The organism is Bacillus sp. GS3m_15504 (assembly GCF_055825275.1).
In genome coordinates, this window is the sequence record NZ_JBVVNL010000001.1 from 2,607,062 (window position 1) to 2,634,053 (window position 26,992).

General features: G+C 33.7%; 28 protein-coding genes and 1 pseudogene. 6 read left to right on the top strand and 23 right to left on the bottom strand.

Annotation, left to right across the window (positions count from 1 at the left end; genetic code table 11):
- Window positions 1-44: 44 nt before the first annotated feature.
- Window positions 45-938, bottom strand: a complete 894-nt coding sequence (locus AC0L0O_RS13735) for a mechanosensitive ion channel family protein (protein ID WP_000055435.1) — start codon at window positions 936-938, stop codon at window positions 45-47.
- Between the two features lie 299 nt (window positions 939-1,237).
- A complete protein-coding gene (locus AC0L0O_RS13740) occupies window positions 1,238-1,675 on the bottom strand; it encodes an Hsp20/alpha crystallin family protein (protein WP_001245063.1) in 438 nt (145 codons plus the stop codon).
- 225 nt (window positions 1,676-1,900) lie between these two features.
- On the opposite strand from AC0L0O_RS13740, the gene AC0L0O_RS13745 reads away from it, so the two are divergent.
- Window positions 1,901-2,350: an NUDIX hydrolase gene (locus tag AC0L0O_RS13745; protein ID WP_000540516.1), complete on the top strand. Its 450-nt coding sequence runs from the start codon at window positions 1,901-1,903 to the stop codon at window positions 2,348-2,350.
- A 35-nt stretch (window positions 2,351-2,385) separates the two neighbouring features.
- Here the strand turns inward: AC0L0O_RS13745 and AC0L0O_RS13750 are convergent, their stop codons facing one another.
- The 10 genes from AC0L0O_RS13750 to asnB all read right to left on the bottom strand — a co-directional run bounded on the left by AC0L0O_RS13750 (window position 2,386) and on the right by asnB (window position 10,937).
- Entirely contained in the window at window positions 2,386-2,934 is a 549-nt protein-coding gene (locus AC0L0O_RS13750; protein WP_000816782.1) for a cysteine hydrolase family protein, read from the bottom strand.
- A gap of 111 nt (window positions 2,935-3,045) precedes the next feature.
- Window positions 3,046-3,300: a hypothetical protein gene (locus tag AC0L0O_RS13755; RefSeq protein ID WP_001061030.1), complete on the bottom strand. Its 255-nt coding sequence runs from the start codon at window positions 3,298-3,300 to the stop codon at window positions 3,046-3,048.
- A 67-nt stretch (window positions 3,301-3,367) separates the two neighbouring features.
- Window positions 3,368-3,856, bottom strand: coding sequence for a hypothetical protein (locus tag AC0L0O_RS13760; RefSeq protein ID WP_000713488.1), 489 nt, complete (start codon window positions 3,854-3,856; stop codon window positions 3,368-3,370).
- A 259-nt stretch (window positions 3,857-4,115) separates the two neighbouring features.
- Window positions 4,116-4,763, bottom strand: coding sequence for a nitroreductase family protein (locus AC0L0O_RS13765; RefSeq protein ID WP_001105306.1), 648 nt, complete (start codon window positions 4,761-4,763; stop codon window positions 4,116-4,118).
- A 98-nt stretch (window positions 4,764-4,861) separates the two neighbouring features.
- Entirely contained in the window at window positions 4,862-5,737 is an 876-nt protein-coding gene (gene dat / locus AC0L0O_RS13770; protein ID WP_000648356.1) for a D-amino-acid transaminase, read from the bottom strand.
- Between the two features lie 131 nt (window positions 5,738-5,868).
- Window positions 5,869-6,831: an ABC transporter substrate-binding protein gene (locus AC0L0O_RS13775; RefSeq protein ID WP_131370662.1), complete on the bottom strand. Its 963-nt coding sequence runs from the start codon at window positions 6,829-6,831 to the stop codon at window positions 5,869-5,871.
- Window positions 6,832-6,976: 145 nt separating this feature from the next.
- The gene (locus AC0L0O_RS13780; RefSeq protein WP_000247170.1) at window positions 6,977-7,825 is read right to left on the bottom strand and encodes a phosphatase PAP2 family protein; all 849 of its coding nucleotides are present in this window, start codon (window positions 7,823-7,825) and stop codon (window positions 6,977-6,979) included.
- A gap of 379 nt (window positions 7,826-8,204) precedes the next feature.
- Window positions 8,205-8,534 carry a hypothetical protein gene (locus tag AC0L0O_RS13785; protein ID WP_000094412.1) on the bottom strand — a complete coding sequence of 110 codons (330 nt, stop codon included), beginning with the start codon at window positions 8,532-8,534 and terminating at the stop codon, window positions 8,205-8,207.
- A gap of 48 nt (window positions 8,535-8,582) precedes the next feature.
- Window positions 8,583-8,942 (bottom strand): GNAT family N-acetyltransferase, encoded by a 360-nt coding sequence (locus AC0L0O_RS13790; RefSeq protein ID WP_000627511.1) that lies wholly within the window; start codon window positions 8,940-8,942, stop codon window positions 8,583-8,585.
- A gap of 93 nt (window positions 8,943-9,035) precedes the next feature.
- The gene (gene asnB, locus AC0L0O_RS13795; RefSeq protein WP_000333816.1) at window positions 9,036-10,937 is read right to left on the bottom strand and encodes an asparagine synthase (glutamine-hydrolyzing); all 1,902 of its coding nucleotides are present in this window, start codon (window positions 10,935-10,937) and stop codon (window positions 9,036-9,038) included.
- Window positions 10,938-11,154: 217 nt separating this feature from the next.
- On the opposite strand from asnB, the gene AC0L0O_RS13800 reads away from it, so the two are divergent.
- On the top strand, window positions 11,155-11,616 hold the full coding sequence (locus AC0L0O_RS13800; RefSeq protein WP_001288087.1) for an Hsp20/alpha crystallin family protein: 462 nt from the start codon (window positions 11,155-11,157) through the stop codon (window positions 11,614-11,616).
- 41 nt (window positions 11,617-11,657) lie between these two features.
- Here the strand turns inward: AC0L0O_RS13800 and AC0L0O_RS13805 are convergent, their stop codons facing one another.
- On the bottom strand, window positions 11,658-12,245 hold the full coding sequence (locus tag AC0L0O_RS13805) for an SCO family protein (protein ID WP_000833353.1): 588 nt from the start codon (window positions 12,243-12,245) through the stop codon (window positions 11,658-11,660).
- A gap of 335 nt (window positions 12,246-12,580) precedes the next feature.
- On the opposite strand from AC0L0O_RS13805, the gene AC0L0O_RS13810 reads away from it, so the two are divergent.
- Window positions 12,581-13,555, top strand: a complete 975-nt coding sequence (locus AC0L0O_RS13810) for an MBL fold metallo-hydrolase (RefSeq protein ID WP_001129615.1) — start codon at window positions 12,581-12,583, stop codon at window positions 13,553-13,555.
- Window positions 13,556-13,754: 199 nt separating this feature from the next.
- Here AC0L0O_RS13810 and AC0L0O_RS13815 read toward each other — a convergent pair whose 3' ends face one another.
- The 4 genes from AC0L0O_RS13815 to AC0L0O_RS13830 all read right to left on the bottom strand — a co-directional run bounded on the left by AC0L0O_RS13815 (window position 13,755) and on the right by AC0L0O_RS13830 (window position 16,315).
- Window positions 13,755-14,597 carry a DegV family protein gene (locus tag AC0L0O_RS13815; protein ID WP_003266758.1) on the bottom strand — a complete coding sequence of 281 codons (843 nt, stop codon included), beginning with the start codon at window positions 14,595-14,597 and terminating at the stop codon, window positions 13,755-13,757.
- Between the two features lie 152 nt (window positions 14,598-14,749).
- Window positions 14,750-15,001: a DUF2535 family protein gene (locus AC0L0O_RS13820; protein ID WP_000629012.1), complete on the bottom strand. Its 252-nt coding sequence runs from the start codon at window positions 14,999-15,001 to the stop codon at window positions 14,750-14,752.
- Between the two features lie 342 nt (window positions 15,002-15,343).
- Window positions 15,344-16,087, bottom strand: a complete 744-nt coding sequence (gene tatC / locus AC0L0O_RS13825) for a twin-arginine translocase subunit TatC (protein ID WP_473785817.1) — start codon at window positions 16,085-16,087, stop codon at window positions 15,344-15,346.
- A gap of 42 nt (window positions 16,088-16,129) precedes the next feature.
- Window positions 16,130-16,315 carry a twin-arginine translocase TatA/TatE family subunit gene (locus tag AC0L0O_RS13830; protein WP_000492443.1) on the bottom strand — a complete coding sequence of 62 codons (186 nt, stop codon included), beginning with the start codon at window positions 16,313-16,315 and terminating at the stop codon, window positions 16,130-16,132.
- Between the two features lie 213 nt (window positions 16,316-16,528).
- Between AC0L0O_RS13830 and trhA the strand changes: the two genes are divergently transcribed.
- Window positions 16,529-17,185 (top strand): PAQR family membrane homeostasis protein TrhA, encoded by a 657-nt coding sequence (trhA, locus tag AC0L0O_RS13835; protein WP_000136894.1) that lies wholly within the window; start codon window positions 16,529-16,531, stop codon window positions 17,183-17,185.
- A gap of 40 nt (window positions 17,186-17,225) precedes the next feature.
- Here the strand turns inward: trhA and AC0L0O_RS13840 are convergent, their stop codons facing one another.
- The 6 genes from AC0L0O_RS13840 to AC0L0O_RS13865 all read right to left on the bottom strand — a co-directional run bounded on the left by AC0L0O_RS13840 (window position 17,226) and on the right by AC0L0O_RS13865 (window position 25,229).
- Window positions 17,226-17,945, bottom strand: coding sequence for a lysophospholipid acyltransferase family protein (locus AC0L0O_RS13840; RefSeq protein ID WP_000616588.1), 720 nt, complete (start codon window positions 17,943-17,945; stop codon window positions 17,226-17,228).
- 111 nt (window positions 17,946-18,056) lie between these two features.
- A complete protein-coding gene (locus AC0L0O_RS13845; RefSeq protein ID WP_000170017.1) occupies window positions 18,057-18,692 on the bottom strand; it encodes an FMN-dependent NADH-azoreductase in 636 nt (211 codons plus the stop codon).
- A 242-nt stretch (window positions 18,693-18,934) separates the two neighbouring features.
- Window positions 18,935-20,920, bottom strand: a complete 1,986-nt coding sequence (gene pbpC / locus AC0L0O_RS13850; RefSeq protein ID WP_001227211.1) for a penicillin-binding protein 3 — start codon at window positions 20,918-20,920, stop codon at window positions 18,935-18,937.
- A gap of 155 nt (window positions 20,921-21,075) precedes the next feature.
- Entirely contained in the window at window positions 21,076-21,564 is a 489-nt protein-coding gene (locus tag AC0L0O_RS13855; RefSeq protein ID WP_000637198.1) for a dihydrofolate reductase, read from the bottom strand.
- 19 nt (window positions 21,565-21,583) lie between these two features.
- The gene (locus AC0L0O_RS13860; protein WP_000679592.1) at window positions 21,584-22,540 is read right to left on the bottom strand and encodes a thymidylate synthase; all 957 of its coding nucleotides are present in this window, start codon (window positions 22,538-22,540) and stop codon (window positions 21,584-21,586) included.
- A 106-nt stretch (window positions 22,541-22,646) separates the two neighbouring features.
- Window positions 22,647-25,229, bottom strand: coding sequence for a family 78 glycoside hydrolase catalytic domain (locus AC0L0O_RS13865; RefSeq protein WP_411501283.1), 2,583 nt, complete (start codon window positions 25,227-25,229; stop codon window positions 22,647-22,649).
- A gap of 208 nt (window positions 25,230-25,437) precedes the next feature.
- On the opposite strand from AC0L0O_RS13865, the pseudogene AC0L0O_RS13870 reads away from it, so the two are divergent.
- Together AC0L0O_RS13870 and AC0L0O_RS13875 are read left to right on the top strand one after the other, a co-directional pair.
- A pseudogene (locus AC0L0O_RS13870) lies at window positions 25,438-26,415 on the top strand (serine hydrolase domain-containing protein); the annotation flags it as partial.
- A 120-nt stretch (window positions 26,416-26,535) separates the two neighbouring features.
- On the top strand, window positions 26,536-26,871 hold the full coding sequence (locus AC0L0O_RS13875; protein WP_407707266.1) for a DUF3471 domain-containing protein: 336 nt from the start codon (window positions 26,536-26,538) through the stop codon (window positions 26,869-26,871).
- Window positions 26,872-26,992: the final 121 nt, after the last annotated feature.

Genomic DNA, 26,992 nt, shown 5'->3' on the forward strand with positions numbered 1-26,992 from the left:
TTCCAATGTTGAAAACGAAATTTCCGTCAATAAACTGTTCTACTTTAGCTGTCCGATAAAGATTGTCCACCATGGGTATGCTGTAAACTTTCAGTATTAACAAGCATATTTGCTGCTGGCATTTGTACTTGATTCTTATGGAACATAGACATTAATTCAAATCTTACTTGTCTAGAAGTTTCAAAATAATCTTCTGGCTTTATTAAACCTGTAATACAAAATTCATATCCAACGTATTTCAGATTCGGGTTTAAATCTGTAACACCTACATATTTAAAAGGTTCAACAGCTTCATCCTCTACTTTATAAAGACTTGGGGCCAATTTTTCATTACAATTAACACAAACTTCCTCTAACAATTCCTTAACTCTTGTAGGATCTTCCTGATAACTTACTGTAATCCGTTCAATTACTCGCATCCAGCCTTTATTAAAATTTTGTATCGTTCTAATCTCTCCATGTGGTATGGTAAGGAGTTTTCCTGACCATTCACGAATTTGCATAAAACGAATACTAATTTCCTCAATCGTTCCTGAGTTTGTTCCGTTAAACGTAACAAAATCGCCAACACGAAACTCTTTGTCCGCTAATCTCGCAAAGCCTAATATAACATCTTTCAGCATCTGTTGTGCAGCAAAACCGATAACAACCCCTGCTATCCCTGCACCTGCAATGATACTTTTTATATCTACAAATTGGCTAATTAAATATATGATTAGACTGATGATAATGATATATCTAAAAATAGATCGAATCACACTTTGAATCGTTTGCTCTACCTCTTCATCAAAAAAGCTTGATTTCCTAAAAAACCAATCAATAATGCGGTTTATTACAAAAGAAATAATGATCAGCACTAAAGCAAATAGTAAAAATCTTAAAAGCAAAAACTCCCTTACATAATTAAAAAATTCTTCAGTATACGTTAATAAACTCATCTAACCACTTCCTTACTAATTAAAAAATTCATAATCGTCTCAGTTTGTTCTAGAAAAATCTATTATCCTACTCTAAAATGCCGCTACCCTTACTATGTATTTTGACTTTATTACTATTTCACTTTCAACAGTATGTCTAGATGTTCTTTTCCTTTCCCTTTAAATATACCCTTTTTAATAACGTAAGGGGAGCTAATAGTAAATTTTTTTTTAACGTTAAAACTGTATCAGCTCATTTTGATTTCAACTAACTTATGTATTAAATAAGTACAAAAAAAGAGCTGAATTTATCAGCTCTTTTATTCAATATTAATTGTTGTTTTACTGTTTTTTTCTTCTTTCAATTTTGGCAATTCAATTGTCAACACGCCATCTTTGTAATTCGCTCTAACATTTTCTTCCTCAACTTGTTTAAAACTAAAACGTCGAGTTACAGAACCTATAGAACGTTCTTTACGAATATATGTGCCATTCTCATTTTTTTCTTCTACTTCATTATGATTAGTTGCTTGAATCGTTAATACATCTTGTTCAAATTCAACTTGAATGTTTTCTTTTTGAAAACCTGGTAAATCTGCTTTCACTGTATATTTATCAGATTGTTCATGAACATCTACTTTAAAAGTATCCATGTTCATCGGTTTAAAGAAAGCATCTGTCATCCCTTCTAATAAAGAAGGTCCAAAATCAAAAATACCATTTTGACGTTTTGTTATTTCTGGAAATAAATTACGCATATTTTTTCCTCCTTATTGTTTATGAATGAAAGATTATCTCTTTCTGTCTTTATTATAACATTTGGTCAAAAAAGGTCAAAGATTTTGTTTGACCTTTTTTGATGTATATTTTACCACATAAAACAAATGAGTTATATGACATCTCTCCCCTTATAAAGAGGAATATATTTACATAATAACGAATAGTTTATTTACTCTTATTTTTTCTTACGGAGGTTACATACAATGGGATATATTGAAGAACTTAGAAAAGTCGTCGGATCAAGACCACTCAATCTAGCAGGAGTTGCTGTAGCTGTTTTCAATGAACAAGGACAAATACTACTACAACAAAGGCAGAATGGTATTTGGGGTGTCCCTGGTGGATTCGTTGAACTTGGTGAATCAACAGAAGAAGCTGGGAGACGAGAAGTGTTTGAAGAAACAGGGGTTGAAATAGGAACCTTACAGTTAATAAGCGTATTTTCTGGAAAAGAATTTTTTGTAAAATTACCGAACGGTGATGAATTTTATCCTATAACAATCGCATATCTTTGCAAAGACATTAAAGGCGGCTTGCTAAAAGCTGATGGGATCGAATCATTAAGTGTACAATTTTTTGATTTTGATAAGCTACCAGAGAATATTAGCCCATTTATAAAAAAATTAATTGAGCAAAACCTCGTCTCAATTTAAACGTAAAAAGAGACCTTTTTTAAAGGCCTCTCTTTTTACTTCACTTCTGCGTTTAAACAAGATTTAAAATGTCCAAGTGCAAATTCATGCCCTTGCGCATTAAAAGATGCAACCGCCTTTTCATAAACTACAATTTTAAACCCTTTATTATAAGCATCTACCGCTGTATGAAGAACACAAATATCAGTACATACCCCTACAAGGTGAACCTCTTCAATTCCTCTTTCTCTTAACTTCATCTCTAAGTCTGTTCCTGCAAATGCACTATACCGTGTTTTATCCATGTAATATACATTCTCATCATCTTTATATGTTTCATATACATCTTGTAATTCACCAAACAAATCTCTTCCATTTGTACCCGCTATATTATGAGGCGGGAATAATTTTGATTCAGGATGATATACATCATTCTCTTCATGTTTATCAATAGCAAAGACAACGTAATCTCCATTTTCGATATATCGCTTCGTTATATGTACAAGTTCTTTCTCAATTTCTTGACCGGGTTTTCCGCAAGTTAAAGCACCTTTTTCCGCTACAAAATCATATGTATAATCAATATTTATAAGAGCTCGTTTCATTACTATCTCTCCTTCTCCTGTTTCACAGTAAACAATAGAAAATTTGTTATTACGACATCGTATGTACTATTCGACATTTCAAATGAAATACCTACATTTTTCTTCTGAAAATTACCTTAGTCCGAGTTTATCATATAATAGATAAACAATGGTAAAACAAAGAGCTCCTATTAATAAGTCATGAATTTGATAATTGAGCGTAACTTGAATCACCTCTTGTATCGTAAACCAAAATACCGCCATCATCATACTCATCAAGACGATACGAATACACCGATTCACATCTTCAACCTCTTCCTCTATCATAGAAGTAATAAGTGATTTCTTTCTATTTAATCGTATTTGAAAACGAAACAAGTTATTCACTATTCCATACTCTAATCCAAATAAAAAAGCACACTACTTTTTTTGAGTAATGTACTTTTTATCCTTATTAAGATGCAGGTTTTGTCTCAAATGTTGCTTGATTAAAACTAATAACCTTTCCTTTTGGGTCATTGTTTTCATACTGAACTGCAGTAATTGTATGACTACCTGTTTCAAGCGTCTTTTCTTTTAATTGTACTGTTGTCTGTGTTGTACTAGTTACTTGATGTTTATCTGCATACACTTGATCTACAAATACGAATGTTTCTTTATCATTTTGAAAATTAGAAAGCTCTAATTCAACGTGTTGAATTAAAGTATCCTTTTTGATGAATACGGTTGGTATATTACCATTCTCAGAAGTACCATCTGGAGTAATAACTTTCACTTTTCCTTCTCCAACTGGCACTGCTCCTTCAGGAAATACAACTATATTCTCATTACTTGCGTTTACAACTTGTTCTTCCGGCTTTGATTGTGTACCCTCTTTTTCCTTTGGAGCACCACAACCAACTAATAACAATACAGACAATCCAGTGATTATGAATTTTTTCAAAATTCATCCCCCCTGTCATTTCATTATAATTTATTATACAAAAATAATTTTTAAATTTTAAGGCTACTTTTAACACTTTCATGAACAAATAGAATCTTGCTCACGATTAATGTATCATACTTTCCTTAATAGAACATTAATTTTTTTTATGAAATAAATAGTAATTCCCTCTTATCTATCATTTTAACCTAACAGATTAATTACATACCTGCCCAAAATAAAAAGACATTGTTCATTCAATGTCTTTTTATTTTGGGCTTTAAAAAACAAACGTTGTAATCTCATCTACTTCTTTTCTTGGAAGTTTCTTCGGTTTATCCTTCGGAAAACCGAGTGAAATAACCATATTTATTTGTTTTTCAGGCTCAATTTGTAAATATTGTCGTAACTCATTTTGAGCTAATAATACAGGTCCTGTCATTGGGCAAGTACCAAGCCCCTTCGCATGTGCAGCCAACATTAAGTTTTGTGCCGCTAAACAGCTACTTTTAATTCCTTCTTCTTCCCAAACTGAATTTGGAACAAAAGCAATTGGATCAAATATCTTTTCACGAAACTTTGATTCATATGGCGTTGCCAAACATACGATTAATACTGGTGCCTCCGAGAAAGCTGTTGCATATGGCCCGAAAGAACGTGTAAGTAATTTCCCTGCTTTCTCTTCTCCGTTTTCTGCCGCTTTTGCCGCAAGTTTATGTAATGCATCCCATGTCATTTGTTCAATTTCTTTAATTTTTTCTCGGTTCATAATGACCAAGAACTCCCAAGTTTGTGAGTTTGTATCACTCGGTGCATAACGAGCACAATCAATAATTTCTTTTATATCACTAGTGGATACTTCTTGTTCTGTGAACTTTCTAACACTTCGTCTACCGTGAATTACTTCTTTAAAATCTTCATAATTCATACCTTAAATCCCCTTTTTACAGCGTTTTCAAATCTTGTCCTATGCTTGAATTATATCATGAAAAAAAGCTGGAGGAATACCAGCTTTTTTTCATAGTATTAGTTCGTAACTTTAAACAAACGAATACTTTCTTCATATGCAACTTGGAGTCTCTTTGTAATTGGCCCTCTTTCTCCGTTTCCAAACTGCTCGTCACCAATTTGAACGACTGGGAATATTTCAAGTGGTGTCGCTGTGAAGAAGCACTCATCGGCCTCATATACTTCTTGAAGTGAAAATTCTCTTTCTTCTACTTCAATATGTAACTCCTTCGCTAATGTAATAACATAATGACGTGTAATGCCGTGTAGAATGAAATTGTCAGCCGGATGTGTAATCAATTTATTATTTTTCACCATAAAGAAATTTGAATGACAACCTTCCGTTACAATTCCATCTCGCACTAATATCGCTTCTTGATAGCCTTGTTCGTTTATTTTATTTTTAATCATAATATTAGGTAGCAGATTTAAAGATTTTATATGACAAAACTTCCAGCGTATATCCTCTTCTACAGTAACTTTTATTCCTTGTTCCATAGTAGCAATTGGTCGTGGAAACGAAACAATATTTGCAAAATATGTTGGTTGCATATTTGACTCATATACATGATTACGTGCTTGGGCGCCTCTTGATATTTGCAAATATACATTCCCATCTTCTTGAAATTGATTTTTTTCAATCATTTGATGTAACTCTTCCGCCAACTCTTCCTTAGTAAATGGTGGAATTAATTTTATTTCTTCCATAGAATGAAAGAATCGCTCTAAATGTAAATCTAATAAATGTGGCTTCCCATCATATAGTCTGAATACCTCGTATATACCATCACCAAATTGAAAGCCTCTCTCCTCTAATGGAATCATCGGTTGTTCTTCCTTCGTATTTACAATTCTTCCGTTAAATAAAATCCAATCTTTATGAGTAGCTTTCATTTATTCCCACTCCTTTATTCCATGATTATTTTAATTGTACAACTTATCCACACTCAAAAGAAGGAATTTTCTGTATTTTAACAAAATAAAAAGTGCATCACCTATTTAAAGTGATGCACTCGATTATTCATTTACTTCAGAAAATATTTTTCAATATCATCTAACATAAGATTTGCAGCTACAATACCACCTGCTGTATTCCAAATCACTTCATCTACTTGGAATACTTTATTATCTTTAGAAGCCTGCAGTTGCTTAAAGAGTGGATCTTCTGTCCATTCTTTTGCTAATGTATTTCCTTCATTATTCTTATCCGCATCTTTATCAGATGTGAAATAGAATAAATAATCCCCGTCCATATTTGGAATTTGCTCTTTTGTAATTCCTTTAATTGCAAATTCATCTTTATCTTGTAATGGTGGTCGTTTAAATCCAATATCATTTAATACAACACCTGAGAATGAATTTTTTTGATAAATACGAACATCACCAGGGACGAAGCGAATAATAGAAACTTTAGACTTAACTTTATCACCTAATTTTTCTTTTATTCCTGCAATACGCTTTTTATAATCATTAAGAGCATTTTGTCCTTCTTTTTCTTTATTTACAGCTTTTGTATATAGCGTAAAGTTTTCTTTCCAATCACCGCGTAATGTTTCAGCGTATACAGTTGGCGCAATTTCTTTTAATTGCTCATATATTTTTTCGTGACGCATTTTATTTCCGATAATTAAATCCGGCTGAAGCTTCATTACTGCTTCTAAATTAATGTCACGCTCAGTTCCTACTACTTTCGTATTTTTTAACTCTTTCGCTAAATGAGAATACCATTCATCGCCAGCTCTTGGTTTCGTCGCTCCAACTGGCGTTACTCCAACAGATAAAAGTGCCTCAGCACCCTCATTTGTTAAAACAACAACTCTTTTTGGCGTACCATTCAGTGTCGTTTCGCCCATTGCATGTTTTATCGTATACGAATCTTTCGCTTTAGCTGATGTATCATTTTCTTTCTTTTCTTCTTTACTACACCCTGCGATTATGATTGTTAGTAGCATAATGCAAAATATAAGCATATTTTTAGTGCGTGTCATAAGTCCTCCTAGTTGAAATTGATTATCATTTACATTTTAAAGATTAATGTATATCTCATACATTGTCAATAGATATATCAGAAAACTTTTTCAATATATATAATTTAGACCTCATTTTTATTCAAACTATTTTTTTACTTATTTGCTACTCACATTTTTTTAATCGTAACATGTGAAACATAAATGGACATAAGAAAGTAATTGTAATTCCAGTCACTGCATAACGTAAATAATACATATCAGGTATTACTTTTTTTAGTATAAACTGCATTATTAGCATGATACTTAGGCCCAATACTGTTTTTACCACTTGCATTTTAAAATCATTACTTTCATTCATATTAATAAAATGATTCTCTAACATGATACCAATCGTAGAACCTGTTAAAACTCCTAGTAATTTAAGATTATCTACTTGGCTTGTCATAACATACATAATGAGTGAAACAGCCAATATAATTCGTTGTAACAATATAAATTTCCTATCACTTAATCCCATTGTTACCTTCGTATATAAATAAACAACTATGACACTAAATAAAACGGCACCTATTATATCACTGAGCCAATGTACACGTAAATATAGACGAGAAATAGCAACTAATATAATAAAAATAATACCAATGATCCAAACGATTCTCTTTTTGCATAAAATCATGAATGAGCCCCAAAATGTTGTCGATAATTGGACGTGTGTGCTTGGAAAAGAATAACCTGCGGCTGATTTTTCATATAAAGCTTCAATTCCGTCATATGTATACGGTCGTGGGATTTTCATAAATTCTTTTACCATTATCCCTATATACCCAGAGAAACAAAGCATAACAATCATATGAAATGCTTTTCTTTTAGAAACGCACCAATATAAAAACGAAATAATAACTAAATACAACGTTTCATTTGCAAGACTAGATACAAGTTTAAAAAATGCTGTAAGTACACTTCCTTCCAGACTGGTCATCCATTCAAGAAATAACATATCAATATTAACCATAAAAAACGATACCTCCAAAAAATTCCTTCTGCTATTTGTCAGCACTTCATATAAAGTGAAACTTTAATCAGTGGGGGTTTTCTTCATCCCCCACTGATTATCAGCCCTCACCAATCGGACTTTTATGGGCAGTTGATCCCCCACCTAACTTCTTTGCTTTCGCTGAATTTTGAGGTGTGGGTCTTACTGCCCATTAAAGTGGGATAAACTAGTTGATTAACATTTCAAATTTATACACCTACTTACGTTACAGATTAAGAATATATAGTACCACATACTAAAAATAGATAATATGTTAAATCCTCTAATCATTTTTATAAATTTCAATAGAGTTTTGAGCTTTATATACAAAGCCATTACAATTACAAAAAAACCGCCCTTAAGTAAGGCGGTTGCTATCATTTTGTTTTAACCAATTTAATATAAATATATACGATTGATAGTGAATATAACGTATGCAAAATAAAAGGAATAAAAGGGCTATTCCAGTGGTACTATACAGCAAACCGAACTTTAAAAAAACATTTAAAAGCGGCGGAAAATTCGTTATGCTTTGTAATGTAAGTAGCATACAAAACAAAAGGAAAAACACTGGGGCATATTGTAATTCATATGGCTTTCTCTTCTTATTCATTCTTTTTCGAATAAACTTATGACTTAGCTCTGCTACTAGGAAACACCCTCCAATTAATACAAGACCAGAACTCATTGTCATACATCCACCTGCCTTATATTTATCCTGCATAAGTACTCATCATTATATTTTCTTCACATATATTCCATCTTCCTCATTAAAACCAAAGCTCTCAATGAAAGATTTTGCTTGTTCTGTTAATTCCGTTTGTAATACCTTTATCTCTTTCACATTTCTTTCTTTCATCATTGTTTCAAATGTAAAATACGTATTTGTTCCATAACCGTAACTTTGATAATCAAAGTGAATAATTAACTGAGATAAAACCGCAGTCTCCCCTTGAACACGATAATCTATTACACCAATATATGTATCATCGACTTTCACACAATACTGTACCTGTTTCTCACTTAAACTATGTGAGTGAAACATTTCTTTAACAACGCTTTCATTTTCTACAGTTACTTTTTCAAACGTAATCATATGTTGTCCATCCTTTTACTATTATTGTATCAATAATACGTCCTATTTATGAAAAAAACCTTAAGACCGTATGCGATCTTAAGGTTTTTCTAATTAAACTAAGCTATACGCACGTTTCGTTTCTTCGTGGAACTTATTCGTATCGTATTTATGCTCAACATAAATTTGATGCCATACCATAAATGCAAGTACAGTCCAAATTTTACGGCTATAATCGCCTTTATCTGCACAATGTGCTTCCAGTAAGTTTAATACATACTGTTTGTCGATTAAATGCTCTGTCTTACTTTCGTTTATAATATTAATAGCCCAATCATGCATTTCGTCTTTTAGCCAGTGACGAATTGGCACTGGGAATCCAAGTTTTTTACGATCTAATACGTGATCTGGAACGATTCCGCGTGCTGCTTCACGTAAAATAGCTTTCGTAGTTCCGTTAGCAATCTTAAATTCAGTTGGAATTTTAGATGCAACATCGAATACTTCTTTATCTAAGAACGGTACACGAAGTTCTAATGAATTCGCCATTGTCATTTTATCAGCTTTTAATAAAATGTCACCGCGTAACCATGTGAACATGTCAATGTACTGCATTTTACTTACATCATCATAATCTTTAATTTCGTTATACAATGGTTTCGTGATATCCATATAGTTAACACTTTCATTGTAATACTTCATTAATTCAGCTTTCTCTTCTTCACGGAAGATTTTCGCGTTTCCATAGTAACGCTCTTCAATTGGCGTACATCCACGCTCTAGGAAGCTCTTTCCTTTAAAGCCTTCTTTAAGAGCACCACTTAATGCTTTTAGAACGCTCTTACCTGGGCTAGGAATGTAAGAGAACATTTTCAGTGAGTTTGGCTCACGGTAAATGTTATAACCACCAAATAGCTCGTCTGCACCTTCACCTGAAAGAACAACTGTTACATGTTTACGTGCTTCTTTTGCAACGAAGTACAATGGTACAGCTGCCGGATCTGCTAAAGGATCATCCATATGCCAAATGATTTTTGGGAACTCATCCATAAACTCTTTCGCTGAAATGAATACGTTATGGTTTTTAACGCCTAATTTCTCAGCAGTTTCTTTCGCAACATCAACTTCACTAAAACCACGTTGCTCAAAACCAACAGAGAATGTTAAAAGATTTGGATTCATTTCTCTTGCAATAGAAGCGATAATAGATGAATCGATACCACCAGATAAGAATGAACCTACTGGTACATCACTGCGCATATGCACTTTTACTGAATCATATAACACATCACGAATCGCTTGGATATGTTCCTCTTTCGTTGCACTTGAAGCATTGAAATAAGGTTTCCAGTAGCGATGGATTTCCATCTCTTTACCGATTTCTTTTACGAAATAATGACCAGGCTCGATTTTATTAACATCAATTGTTAATGTTTCTGGCTCTGGACCATATTGATACGTAAAGTAATGTTGTAGTGACGTTGGATTAACGCCTTTATCTTCCATCACATGCATAATACTTTTCTTCTCAGATGCGAAGAATGTAGTATCACCTTGTTGTGCGATGTATAAAGGTTTAATACCGAAGTGATCACGTGCTCCGAAAAGTTTCTTCTCTTCACGATCCCAAATCATAAATGCAAACATACCACGAAGGTAGTCTACACATTTTTCTTTCATATGTGCATACAATGCAATGATAACTTCTGTATCAGATTGCGTTGCAAACGTTGCACCTTTTTCAAGTAACATTTCACGTAATTCTACATAGTTGTAAATTTCACCATTAAAAATAATTACATATCGATCATTTTCATAAGTTAGCGGCTGATGTCCTGCCTCTAAGTCAATGATACTTAAACGGCGGAAGCCAAATTGTACATGTTCATCACGAAAATATCCTTCGTCATCTGGACCACGGTGGAAAATCATCGTGTTCATATTTTCAAATTGATGTTTTTCTGTTTCTGAAAACTCTCTAGGGTTTTCACATAAACATCCTACAAAACCACACATACTTCTTACCCTCTTTCAGTTTTCATTCTGTCTCTATACTACTATATCAACCCTATTTATACTAGCATAATCAACTGAATATGGCGACCAAAAACTATAAAAAAATCACTCCATTTCACATTTTTAACAATTTTTTATGAAAACATGAAAACTAGGCACTCACCTTTCTCCGCTTTTGTCATATGATATTGCAAATTGATTTTTAGGAGGGAATATTATGAGTGAAGAAAAAAAAGACTCTTCTCGCCCACCGGTTCGTAATTATTTAAAGCAAATTGATGATTTCTTCGAGCAAACACCACTTCGTAATGTAATCGCTGATTTAAATCATTTTTTCCAAAAAGGAAACCGTTTATTAACATTCCCTGTAGATTTATATGAAGTTGGTGAAGAACTCGTTGTGACAGCTGAACTACCAGGTATACAAAAAGAACAAATTCAAATTGAAATACAAAGTGAATACTTAAAAGTCTCTGTAAAAGAAGAGATACTTGAAGAAGAAGAGCAAACATCCCATAACTATTATCGCCGAGAACGTTCTATTTCAGAAGCATCCAGATTAATTAAATTACCGTACTCCATTAATAAAAAAGCAGCAAAAGCTTCGTATCAAAATGGCGTGTTAGAAATTCGGGCGCCAAAACTTCCACAGCAACATGACATTTTATCCATAGACTAATGTAAAAAAAGAAGGGTGCTTTATAATCTGCACCCTTCTTTTTATTCTGCTAATCGCTTCATATCACGTATAATGTCCTCATACGGCGTATTACTAATGCCACTGTACTTTTTCATTACTTTTCCGTTTTGATCAATTAAATAAAATGACGTACCGTGTATCACTTGACCATTTTCAGGTTTATCTACAAGTGATTGGAAATTATCTTTTGAAAACTTTGTAATATCTTCTAACGAATACCCCGTTAATAAATTCCAGTTACTAGTATCCTCTGTAAACTTTTGAATGAAAGCCTTCAAATTCTCTGGCTTATCTAGGTCTGGATCTACACTAAACGAAACAAACTGAACGTCTAATTTCTCTTCTTTTGCCATCTTTTGCAGTTTTGCCATATTAGCAGTCATTGGCGGACAAACTGTTTGGCAGTTTGTGAACATAAAATCTGCAACCCAAACTTTCCCTTTTAAATCTTTTGTACCAAATGGCTTTCCATCTTGATTTGTAAATTGGAAAGTTTCTAAATCCCAATTCAATGGTTTACGAAGCTTTGAACCTGATCCACTACATCCAGCAAGTACAAAGAGACAAAATACAACCATAAGACCAATTACTTTTTGATAACGCTTCATTTATAAACCTCTTTTCTCTATCCTAAATTTAAATAGGTTATGTTTATCATAACAAAAGTTAACACTACGAGAAAATTGTTTACTACATTTGTTCACGAAATCGTACGAATTTACGTATGTTACTTCTTTATTTCAAGCGAATTACTAGACAAAATATATTTTTTCACTATTATTTCTCTAAATATAAGTTGCAAAACTAATTTTATTTTTATTTTTGTAAATGCACCCCTCTATTTTTTTACAATTACTTAAACATTCATCCATGTTATACACTGTATTCCTTAACAACATTTCGGTACAATATAATTACAACGATTTTAAATGAGGTGATGTTCATGGCAAAGCGCTATGAAAATATGGATAATGTTAGCACAAAAAAATCAATTCGCTCTTTTATACGCTGGCGTAAAGAACGAAAGCAAAACAAAAAAGATTTTTCTTTCTTAGTAGAACAATCACCCGTTAAACAAAGTGCATTTTTGCAAAATAATGTTAAAAAAACGACTGTCACATGGATTGGGCATTCCACTTTTCTTATCCAAACGAATGGACTTAATATATTAACGGATCCAGTATGGGCCAATAAATTAAAATTAGTCCCAAGACTTACAGAACCTGGACTTTCTATAAAAGAACTACCTAAAATTGATATCGTTCTTCTTTCACATGGCCATTATGATCACTTAGATTTTTCAACACTCCGCCAGCTGAACGATGACGTATTATACTTAGTGCCCATCGGGTTAAAAAAATTATTTACTCGTAAAAAATTCAACAATGTAGAAGAGTATAAATGGTGGGAAAGTACGACTATTGATAATGTTTCCTTTCACTTCGTACCTGCTCAGCACTGGACGAGAAGATCATTATTTGATATGAATACATCTCACTGGGGTGGATGGATTATTAAGAATGACAATATGGAGGAAACTATTTATTTTTGCGGAGATAGTGGTTATTTCCAAGGCTTCAAAGAAATTGGCAAACGCTTTTCAATTGATATTGCCCTTATGCCAATTGGAGCTTATGAACCAGAATGGTTTATGAAAATATCTCACGTTTCACCTGAAGAAGCAGTGCAAGCTTATTTAGATTTACATGCTACACACTTTATACCAATGCATTACGGGGCTTTTGCACTCGCTGATGAAACACCTCGCGAGGCAATAACAAGGCTTCGAAATAATTGGAATTTACGTATGTTACCGTGGGAACAACTGCATGTACTCTTTTTAGGTCAAACTTTCACTTATAATAGCGAAACACCTACTAAAAAAGTGAATGAAAAAATTGAAACGTTACATGTATAACGTAACTACTTATTTTCTATATCCAACATATAATATAGAAAATCATAAAGTGAAACTTTAATCAGTAGGTGTTTTCTATGAATGAATATTTACAGACTCGCTATATCATTAGCGGGAGTGCCTGTATAGCCCTTCTTATTTCTTATTTTCTATTCACATAAAAAAGCTACTTGAAATAAATTTCAAGTAGCTTTTTTTATTACTCTGCTAAATACATAAATCCGATTGCACCTGGACCTGTATGAGTACTAATAATAGGCGTTGTAAAGAAAATTTCTGATTGAGCAAATCCACTCACTTTTTCAACAGCCGCTTTTACATTTTCAGCTAAAGGAATTGCTTTCGCATGTGGAATTGCCACGGCTTTTACAACTTTTCCAGCTGTATCTTCCTCAAATAACTTAGCTAACGTTTTTACAATTTGACCTTGGCTACGCACTTTCGTTACAGGGTTATAAACACCATCTTCAAGGCTAGCAATTGGTTTTATATTCAGCAGCGAACCGATAAATGCTTTCCCTTTACCAATACGTCCACCCTTCACTAAGTTTTCTAATGTATCTACTACTACATATAAACGAGTATTCTTTCTCACTTCATCTACACGTTTTAAAATTTCTTCTAGTGAGCGTCCTTCATTTGCCATTTTCGCAGCTTCAACTACTTGATATGCTAAAGCATGTGTAATAAATTGCGAATCAACAACTGTTACTTTTGTGTCGGTCATTGATGCAGCACTATTTGCAGTTGCCACAGTACCACTCATTCCACTTGTCATATGAATGGAAAGTACTTCACTTCCATCTTCACCTAACTTGTCATACATTTCTACAAATGTACCCATTGCCGGTTGTGATGTTTTTGGTAGTTCCTCTGATTTAATCATTTCTTCAATAAATTCATCTGGTTGTAGATCAACGCGATCTAAATATGTTTGTCCATTTACAGAGATTGATAATGGTAGAACATGAATGTCATACTTCTCAATTACCTCTTGTGATAAATCTGCCGTTGAATCTGTTACAATTTTAATTTTTTGCATATTATATTCTTCCCTTTCCAATACGCTCTCCTTGTTATTATACTAGTATTCCCATTGCTTTCAACAATTTGGAACGAAATTTAATCAAATTAATTATATTTTTATATCTAAAATGAAAAAGACAGAGCTCTTGACCCTGTCCACACTCTATATCATGCATTTTTTTCAAGAGTATTTGTTTTATATACATTTAAATAATCATTCCACTTCAAACAATTTTGTAAATATTCACGGAAAGAATACGAAAATCTTGGATGTTTTTGTTTTTGAATTTTTGCAATAAATAATTGAAGACGAGACTGAATTAGAAACGATAATGGATGCTGCGCCTGTAGGACAGGGATTTCAAATATTTTAATACAATCCCCTGTTGAATGAGTGAAATAAAAACTTTTCGTAATCACAATATCAATCCTCTTTTTCATTGGATTTTTGAACTTCCTCTACTTTACGCTGTAACACGTTGTTTAAAGTGGAGACTCCTATGAATACAAAAGTACCCTTAGACAATCCCTGTAGTCCTTATGGTTAGAAGATTTATACTCTATTCATCTCCACCTAATCCATCCCCCATCCTACATATCCAATCAGACGAGGACTCGTTATCCGTATATTGCTTAATATATTCAGTATAAACTTATAAAAGCGCAAAGTTTGTCTAAATTTTGGAGATTCTATAATTTTTTTCTTCTCTATATTGTATACGTTTATAGCTAGAGTATAACAAATAAATAAAAAAAGTGCCTTTATAACGCGGCACTTTTCGACTGGCTTTCATCTTCTCTTTTCTTTTTTCGCTTACTAACAATCTTTGATAAAGCAATACTAATTTCATAAATACAAATAAGCGGTACTGCCACTAAACTATGAGATAAAAAATCTGGCGGTGATATACACGATGCAATGATAATCAATGCTACGTAAGCATACCTTCTTATTTTTATTAGAAATTCTGCCGTCAATAGTTCAATACTCGTTAAAAACATTACTACTACTGGCAATTCAAAAATTACAGCAAATGGAACTGTTAAATTAAGAACAAAATGAAAATACTTTTCTGTCGTAAACATCGTATTAAACATTTCATTACCTATCGTAGTTAAAAAATGAAATAAAAACGGCATTACAACGAAATATCCAAAGCATAAACCTGCAATAAATAATATAGACAATACCGGTATATACATGACTGTCATCTTTTGTTCATTTGGATGTAAACCCGGTTTTACGAATAGCCAAATTTGTATAGCAGCAAAAGGAATTGTACAAACGATAGCAAATACTGTAGCAATCGAGAAAAAAATCCACAATACATCACTTGGACCGAGAACAGTTAATTTCATTGGTAAATCTTTGACAAGCCAAAAATAAATATCCTTCGTAAAAGTAAACCCAATAATTAAAAATAGTACAAAGGATAGCACTGTATATATTACTCTTTTGCGAAGCTCAACTATATGTTCTACGACGCTCATTTCCCGATCTTCCATCTCGTTCACCACACTTTATTTATCCATTACGAGGAAAATTCATTACATTTTTTCTTTCTTTTCCTTCTCTTGAAATGCATCATCAGTCAATTCTTTCGTTGATTTTTTGAATTCTTTTAACGTTTCCCCTAAGGCCTTTCCGATTTCCGGCAATTTTTTAGGCCCAAATAAAATAAGTACAGCTACTAAAATTAAAATTAATCCTGGAAAGCCAATATTTGAAAACATTTCTCCATCCCCTTTATTAGTAGATTCCTTGTCCTACTATTGCATAATTTTATTTTGTCAAAAAAGTTTGAAAACGTCAACAAATCCATTGGCTTTTGTCAAAAAAATTCAAAAATATAATCAATTATACAAATTTCATTTTCTATTGCCCTTGTGTATGATATGGTAAGGGAAACGACATATTATTTTATAATAGTAGAAAGGATTGGCATTATGACTGAAAAAATGACACGAATGACCCAATTTGTAAAAGAAGAAATTGCAAATGCAATAACACATGGTATCGGTGCCATTTTAAGCATCCCTGCCTTAATCATATTGATTATTCATGCTTCTAAGCATGGTACCGCATCAGCTGTAGTTGCATTTACTGTTTATGGTGTAAGCATGTTCTTACTGTACTTGTTTTCGACATTGTTACATAGCATTCACCATCCAAAAGTAGAAAAATTATTTACTATACTAGATCACTCAGCCATTTATTTATTAATCGCTGGCACATATACTCCTTTTTTACTTATCACGCTTCGTGGCCCATTAGGTTGGACGTTACTCGCAATTATATGGACACTAGCAATCGGGGGTATCATCTTCAAAATTTTCTTTGTACGTCGCTTTATTAAGGCATCAACTCTATGTTATATCATAATGGGATGGCTCATAATCGTTGCTATTAAACCACTTTATGAAAATCTAACTGGACATGGTTTTTCACTACTTTTAGCAGGTGGAATTTTATATTCTGTAGGAGCTATATTCTTCCTTTGGGAAAAGTTACCTTTCAATCATGCCATTTGGCATCTTTTCGTATTAGGTGGTAGTGCAATGATGTTCTTCTGCGTACTCTTTTACGTCTTACCTACAGCATAATAAAAAAGGTTTCAGCTTATATAAGCTGAAACCTTTTTTATTACTTATGTAATTTTGATGCGATAACATCTTGTGTATGCTTCGTTAACTCTTTAATATCCATATTCGCATACTCTTCAGGTGTAATCGGCTTAGAAATTGTTACTGTTGCACGAGCTGACTTCATACGGTTTCCATTCGCTTCAAACATTTTATATGTCCCATCTAATGTTACAGGTAAGATTGCTACACCAGATTTTACAGCAAGGTGAAAACTCCCAGCCTTAAACTCTCCAATTTCGCCACCCTTACTTCTCGTTCCTTCAGGGAAAATTACGATAGAATGCCCATTCTTCAATAGCTCAATTCCATCTTTAATCGCTTGAAGTGATTGACGGCGATCGCTACGATCCATAAATACACAATTCATAAGTTCCATCCAAGTTGGTACAACTGGGAACTTTTTAATCTCTGCCTTTGAAACGAAGCCAATTGGTTTATTTAAATAACCTAGTAAAACAGGGATATCCATATTACTCTGGTGATTACTTACAACTAGTACCGGCTTGTCTTTCGGAACATTTTCAAGTCCTTTCACTTCTACTGTTCCCCCTGCTACACGTACCATTTTCTTACCAAACCAATTTGTCGTTTTGTACACAGCATTATCTTTTTCTTGTGGCGACATCGTATTTACTTGTCTTTTAAGCCGCCACATTCTCGGTGTAATCGCAATTACGATTAAAATTAAATAAAAGATTTTAAAAAACGTTTGAATCATACAGAACCCCCACCTATTATCATTCCGACCTTCATTATACTAGACAAACGAAGGAAAAAGAAGAAAAAATGTCCAAACAGCAAGTGTTTGGACATTTTTAAGTATGATATATTAGAAACGTTTTGCTAATTCACGAGCATTAGCAATTGCTGCTTCTTTAATTTCTTGTGCTTTTTCAGGATTTGCATTCATGCCTTCAACTGCAATATATTCAGTTTCATTTACACCGATGAATCCTAATACTGTTTTTAAGTGATTGCGGCCAAAGTCTACAGCTGCGTATGGTCCTTCAGAATAAACGCCACCTGTTGCTTGAATGTGAAGTGCTTTTTTGCCTTCTAATAAGCCAACTGGTCCATTTTCAGTATATTTGAATGTTTTACCTGCGATTGCTAAGTTATCTAAGTATGCTTTTACTACTGGTGGATAGCTAAAGTTCCACATTGGAGTGACGAATACATAACGATCTGCATGCATAAATGTTTCTAAGTTTGTGTTCATTGCTGCAACTTTTTGTTGTTGTGCTTCAGTTAAAGCTTCAAATCCTTCACCTGCTGCAAATTTACCCCAAGCTGCGAATACATCTGCATCGATTGCTGGTACTGTAGTGTTGAATAAATCAATTGTTACAACTTCGTCTTGTGGATGTTCATTTTTATAAGCTTCGATGAAAGCTTCCCCTACTGCCATTCCGAATGAACCTTCTGCTGAATTTGGATTTGCTGTAATGAATAGTACTTTTGTCATTGTATTCTCTCCCTTTTCTACATTTTATCTTTAATTTGAGATTTATAATTTGAAAGTAAATAACTTACCTTATGTAAGTATAATATAAAAAGTTACGTTTGATGTCAATAAAAAATAGCTACTTTTTTTTCGTAAGTTAATGATTTATTTTGTTTCCTTAAAATTAAGTATACAAATATCAAGAATTTCTTCATATAAAAAGACTAGCTCTACAAATTATAGAGCTAGTCTTTTATTACATATTATTTTTGAAATACATGTTTTACTTTTTCAGCCGGGATATTACTTCCGCCTCTACCTTTTACATCTTCAATCATCATTGTAATGACCATATCTGGTGAATTTAAATCAAATGCAGCGAACCAGCCTAGTTCTTTTCCTTCGGCCTCTTTTGATACTTTTAATTCTGCTGTACCTGTTTTTCCAGCAAGCGTCATACCATCAATTTTAGCAATTTTCCCGGTACCATCTGGATCATTAATTACTTTCGTCATAGCAGTTTTTAGTATATCCTGATTGCCTTTTGAAATGACATTCTCTTTCCAAACTTTTGGTTGCTTATCTGTTTTAATAATGTATGGAGAAGGTATGTTTCCATCATTAACAATTGGTGCGTACGTTAATGCTAGATGGAGTGGTGTCATTAATACTTGTCCTTGTCCATAACCTGTGTCTGCCATTTGAATATCATTTTTAATACCATCATTTGCGATTTTAGAAGCTGGGAATCCATATTCAATTGGTAGCTTCTCATCGAATCCGAATTTTTTCGCTTCACTCATAAATTTATCTTTTCCGATTTTCAAAGCTTCTTGTGCAAAATAAATATTATCCGAGTATTTCATCGCCTTATCAAAATCAATCGGATTTGCATCTTTTACACGCGTTACATAATAATTACCCCAAGAAGAATCTTTTGTCCATTTCAACCCTTCAATTTTCAACTCTTCTTTTGGATCAATCGTTTTCGTTTCAAGACCAATTGCTGCTGTAATAGGCTTAAACACAGAACCTGGAACTGATAATTGTGTAAATCGATTCGTCATCGGTTTCTTTGGATCATTATTCCATGCTTCACGTTGTGCTTTTGATGTTCCTCTTGCAATTATGTTAGGATCATATGCTGGGCTACTTACAAGTGCAAGAGTTTCTCCACTTTTCGGATTAATTGCCGCGCTTGAACCAGCTTCGCCTTTCATTTCATTATAAGTTTTTTCTTGAACAGCACTATCAATCGTTAAAGTTACATTTTCTCCATCAACAGCATCTGTTTTTGCTAAATTTTTAATTTCTTTTCCTTGTGCATCTTCCACAAAGACACGGCCGCCTTTTTTACCGCGCAGCTTCTCTTCCAGTACTTGCTCTAAACCAGCTTTACCAACTGGATCATCCGCTTGATAGCCTTTCTTTTGTAGCGTTTTTAAATCTTCAGCATTTACTTTTCCAATATAACCAGTGAGATGTGCTGCTGCTTCCCCTAATGGATATGTACGAACATTTACAGGTTTTGTTGAAACACCCGGTAAATCAATGTACGTATTTTGTGTTGCCCCTTCAGGTAAAATTCCAATTGGTACGAGATACCCTGGTTTTACCCATTTAGCAGCTAATTTTTGATCAATTTCTTCTACAGACATATTTAACAACTTCGCTACCGTTTCTTTCGTTTGCGGAGCAGTATCTCCTAACTTTTCAGGAATCAATCCGATTTCAGAAGCTTTCCCATTCGTTGCAAGACCTTTTCCATTACGATCGTATATTTCCCCACGTTTTGGCTCTGTCGTTTGCATACGCACTTTACTATCTTTCGTCATACCTGGGAAGATAAAGTCAGGAGTCCAATCTACTTTCCAAGATTCTTTATCTCCATCTTTTTCTTTCACCATTTTTGCTTCATGGCCAAAATTGATTTTTCCACCCACTGTATCCATGCTTACTTTAAAAGGAATAGGACCTTCATCTTTTTTATCTTCCTTTACTTCTCCTGCTTCCACTTTTAAGTTTTTCACTTCAATGCCAGAATAAATTTTTTCATATTTCTCAGTGAATTCTTTCTTTGAAATATCTTTTTTTGCCTTTTCTGATAATTGATCATACATTTCTGCAAATTTTTGTTTATTCCATGCTTTTGCATATGTATCAAATGCTTCTTGTGGTTTTTCTTCTTTACCACATCCGACTAACATGAATGTTAGGCAAAGAAAAAGAATCCCCCATATTTTTCTCAATCGATTCTCCTCCTCTTACTATCTTAATACTCTTGAAAATTTTAGCATTTTCACATGCTACCTTTCATTATAGCACTATCGAATCTCATCTATAAACCAATATTAATGGATACAAATAAAAAGATTGATGCGAATATTCACATCAATCTTTGGGATTATTGTTGTTTCTCATATACATGGTAATAATACGTATACGGATTTTTTTCATCCGTTAAACCTTTTTCAACAAAAACTTCTTTCCAATTTGTCATATCCATTTCTGGGAAGAATGTATCTCCTTCAAATGCATGATGGATTTTTGTTATATATAACTTGTCTACGTAAGGTAAAAAGAGATCATAAATTTGTGCTCCGCCAAAAATAAAGATCTCTTCTTCATTTTTGCATAGCTCAAACACTTCTTCTACAGAATGTGCTACTTCACAGCCTTCAACATGATATCCTTCATTGCGAGTTACAATAATATTACGTCTTCCAGGCAGTGGTCTACCAATCGCTTCATAGTTTTTTCTTCCCATAATAAGCGGGTGACCCATCGTTGTTTTCTTTACATACTGCAATTCACTCGGTAAACGCCAAGGTAAATTATTATCTTTACCAATTACTCTATTTTCGTCCATTGCGACCATAAATGAAACTATCATCTTTTCATCTCCTCTACAATTACACTGCAACTGGTGCTTTAATTGCTGGATGTGGATCATATCCTTCAATTGTTAAATCTTCCATTTCAAAATCAAACACAGATTTCACATCTGGATTTAGTGTAAGTTTCGGGAATGGACGTGGTTCACGTGCCAATTGCTTTTCTACTTGCTCAAAATGATTCGTATAAATGTGTGCATCTCCAATTGTATGAACAAATTCTCCCACTTCAAGTCCGCATTCATGTGCAATTAAATGTGTCAGTAGTGAGTAACTTGCAATGTTAAATGGAATTCCAAGGAATATGTCACCACTTCTTTGATATAGCTGACAAGAAAGTTTGCCATCTGCTACATAAAATTGGAATAACGTATGACAAGGTGGTAATGCCATACTTGGTACATCTTCAGGATTCCAAGCAGAAACAATTAGACGACGCGAATCTGGCGTTTTCTTAATCATTTCAATTACATCTTTTAATTGATCAAGTGTCTCACCAGCTGTCGTTTTCCAAGCACGCCACTGCTTACCGTATACGTCTCCTAAATAACCATATTTATTTGAGAACTCATCATCTTCTAAAACGTTCTTTTTAAACAATTCCATTTGCTCATCGTACTGTACTTTAAATTCTTCATCTTGTTGTGAGCGAAGACCGAAATCAATCATGTCAGGACCAGTATACTCGTCACTTTCTACCCAGCTCTTAAATGCCCATTCATTCCAAATATTATTATTATGCTGCAATAAATAACGAATATTTGTATCACCTTTCATAAACCAAAGCAATTCACTTGCTACAAGGCGAAACGGCACTCTCTTTGTCGTTAATAAAGGAAAACCTTTACTTAAATCAAAACGCATTTGATATCCAAATACAGATACAGTGCCTGTCCCTGTACGATCTTCTTTCTTCGTACCATGTTCCATTACATGGCGGCATAAATTTAAGTATTCATTTTCAGCATGTTTCATATGTAGTAAAACCTTCTTTCAATCGTATATGGAATTTATCATAACATGAAAAATAGTAAATTTAATCATCCTAATCAATAAAAAATATTTCTATATTAACAGAATTCTACTCCTTTATATTTTTACAAAAGGTAAATTTATAATCGCCTGATCCTAAATCCCTTTCAATGTTATGTTCTGCTTTCCAGTGCGTTTCGTCTATCCGCAATGTAGCTCTTGTATTTGGCGGTACAAAAATCTGTAGAAAGGCTTGTTCATTTTCTACACGCCACTCAACCTTAATTTCCCCATAAGCTGTCTCACGTTTTACTCTAATCCATTCTAAATTCGAATCAAAATGTGGTTGTACATAAAAATGTTTATATGCTGGTTTTGTTTCATCCACTTCTAATCCAACAATATAACGGTATATCCACTCAACGATAGAGCCATATGCGTAATGATTGTAAGAATTCATACTATCATTCCAAAGTGTTCCATCCTCTTTTACGCCATCCCAATGTTCCCAAATCGTTGTGGCACCTTTTTTAACTTGATATAACCAAGATGGATAATCCTCATGAAATAAAAGTTTACAAGCAAGATCATGACGGTGAAACTTGCTTAATATTACATTTAGATACGGTGTTCCTATAAAACCTGTTGTTAAATGATTTTTATTTGCTTTTAAAAGCTCAATTAATCGATTAAATACTTTCTCCTTCACATTATCTTTCACTAGTTCAAAAAGAAGTACTAATATGTGGGCTGTTTGTGTATTTGAAATTAACCTACCATTCTGTGTAACGAATTCATTTTGAAACGCTTGAACAATATTTCCATGTAGCTCTGCATAAAACTTAGCATCTGTATTTTCACCTAAAATCTCAGCAACCTTTCGTAAAAGCGCTGTAGAATATGCATAAAAAGCCGTCGCAATAAAGTGTTTGTCTGTTCCGCCTTCAAATACATCTGGTTTTGTATCTAATGCAAGCCAATCCCCTAAATGGTAACCTGTATCCCATATATACTCATTCTCACCTTGTGAACGTATGTAATCTATATATTTTTTCATGCTTTCATATTGTTCTTTTAAAATCGATACATCTCCGTAATGCAAATAGTGAACCCATGGACAAATAATAGCTGCATCACCCCAACCTCCAGAAGTATCCAGATCAAAATCCTCCCTTTTCCCAAATGCATCTGGTATAACTAAAGGTACAGCTCCATTTTCATTTTGGTCTAGTGATAAATCTTGAAGCCATTTTTTAAAGAACAATTGGACATTCATAATTTGTGTAGCTGTCCCAATAAACATTTGTGCATCTCCGGTCCATCCAAGTCGATCATCTCGCTGCGGACAATCTGTTGGCACATCAAAAAAGTTCCCTCTTTGAGACCATTCCACATTATGATGAAGTTGATTGATTAATGGATTAGACGTTTCAAATGCTGTCGCTTTTTCCATATCTGTATGTAATACACACCCTTCAAAATCTGCTATTTGAGGCGGCTGAGTTAATCCACTTATTTTTACATATCTAAAACCTTGATATGTAAAATGAGGTTCAAACGTTTCCTCCTCTTCTCCTTTTGCTGTATACACTATTTTTTGTTTTGCCTTGCGAAGATTCCCATTATAAAAACTACCGTCTTTATTTAATATTTCAGCATGATGCAATTCTATCTTTTGTCCAGTATAAACATGACGGACTTTAAACCGAACCCAACCTACCATATTTTGCCCCATATCAATAAGCCATTCGTAATTTGGTAGTTTTGAAATAGCGATTGGTTTTATAATTTTCACTTTACGAATCGCTTCATTTTCCTGTGCAACAATTATTTGTTTGGAATGCTCAATTACTTCAACATCTTCTAGCACTTGTTCACTTTCTTCTAGCCTAGCGTCGTAAACTTCTCCTTCATAAATTTCCGAATACAAAATAGGGCTTGGAGTTACTCTCCATGATTCATCTGTTACAATTTTTTCTTTCGTTCCATCTTTATACGTGATATGTACTTGAGCAATTATCGCTCTCCTTCTCCCGTAATAATTACGTACATGATGCATGGTAATCGGCCCTTTGTACCATCCATTTCCTACCATTGCAGAAATATCATTTTGACCAATCTTTAATACATGCTTTATATCATACGTTTGATACAACACTCTCTTATCATAACTTGTCCATCCTGGGGTAAAATAATAATCTCCAATACGCTCTCCATTTATAGAAGCCTCGTATAACCCTAAACTTGTAATATATAAACGTGCTTTTTTAACTATTTTTTTAATAGGAAAACTTTTATGAAAAGACATAACTTGCGTGCGCTCTTTTTTCGCAGCAATCCAGTTCCCGCTCCAATTATCTTGCCCTTGTAATCCAGTCTCCCAAAATGCTACTTCTGACCAAGACGACTCTTCTTCATGATTATCCCATGCCTTCACTCGGTAAAAATAGCGTGTTTCCCTACTATATGAAAACGAATTGATTGGTATATATAAACTTTGATCTGTCTCTACCTTCTGCGAATCAAATACTATAGTTTTAAACTCTCTATCCTTCGCAACCTGCAATTGATACGCAAGTTGTTTTACATTTCGGTTACTCGACTCGAGTTGCCAACTAATTTTAACAACTTTCGAATCTATACCTATCGGATTATTTTTATTATCACAGAGCAATTTCTTTATTGTTAGCACACTTCTTCACCGTCTTTTCTAAATTTTAATTTAAATTAATTATAATAAAAATAAAATTCTAAATAAATAATAATTTTATTCATCCTTACAAAATTATTAACTTTCCATAATTAAAAAGGTTTTCATTTTCTATTACCGAAAGTATAGTGCGGTAGAACAAAAATTATATTTGGAGGTTAGAAGTATGTCTAAAATTGAAACCCCTGTTATGGCTTCTTTACAAACAACGGTTGAAAAAATGATGAAGGATTTAAACGTTCCGGGAGCTGCTGTAGCTGTTATAAAAGACGGTGAAATGATTATTTCAGAAGGTTTCGGCTATCGTAATTTAGAGACAAAAGCCCCTGTTACACCGCGTACTTTGTTCGCAATCGGTTCCTCAACGAAAGCTTTTGGCACACTTTCATTAAGCTTATTAGCGCAGCAAAAAAAATTTAATTGGGATGCTCCTGTCCAGTCTTATATACAAAACTTCTCTTTATCTGAACTACTTGCTAGCTCACAAGTTACCGGACGAGATTTAGCTTCTCATCGAACTGGCGTAAGCCGCCATGAGGCTCTTTGGTATAGCTCTTCCTTATCTCGAAAAGATCTCGTTGAAAAAATAAAACATTTACCACTTGATGCACCGTTTCGGACTTCATTTCTATATAACAACTTAATGTATGCGACAATTAGCTATATTGTAGAGAACATCACAAATCAAACGTGGGAGCAATACGCTACAGAACATATTTTAGAACCTTTAAATATGAGACATACAAACTTCTCTGTTACCGATTCACAAACGACAGAAGACTATGCTTTACCTTACATTGAAAATGATGGGGAAATAAAAGAAGTTCCATTCCGCAACATCGATACCGTTGGCGCTGCTGGTTGTATTAATTCTACAATTGAAGATATGGCAAATTGGGTACTTCTTCACTTAAACAATGGAAAATTTGGAGATCATGAATTAATCTCCTCTGAATTATTACAACAAATGTATACACCACACAATTCAATTCCAGATCAACCAGTTTTATCACTTCCTGAATCTCCATTAAATAGTTACGGCCTTGGTTGGTTTATAAGCGCTTATCGTGGTAATAAGGTGATTCATCATGGTGGTAATATTGATGGATTTTCAGCGCTTGTTTCTTTCATACCAAAAGAAAACATCGGCCTTGTCATTTTAACGAATGCTGGAGGCACATTACTGCCTACTTATCTTGCTAATCAAATTTATGACGAACTGCTTGAATTAGAAACCATTGATTGGCATAAACGTGCTGTAGAAGATACGGAAAAAATGAAGGAAATGATGAAAGAAGCAACCGAATCCGTTCCAGAACAAATTAAAGGGACTACACCTTCTCACAAATTAGAGGATTACACTGGTACTTTCGAACATCCTGCATACGGAACATTACAAGTACACAAACAAGATGATTCGTTATTTGTACAATTTATGGAGATGGACATTCAATTGGGCCATCATCATTACGACATCTTCTCTGCAAAAGTTGACTTATTCCAAATGAAGATGAATCTATTATTTGCATATGAAATGAATGTGAACGGTGAATTTCCATCCCTTCAGTTACATGTACCAGCTATGTTAAGTACTCAGCCGCTTGCATTTAAGAAAATTAAATAAAGTTTTAATAGAGGGATGATAACACGTCCCTCTATTTTTCATTACAATCCCCATCCAAATAAAGGATTTTAAGCATTGAATAAAGAATCCCTTTATTTAACTATTTGAATTACCAGGAGGG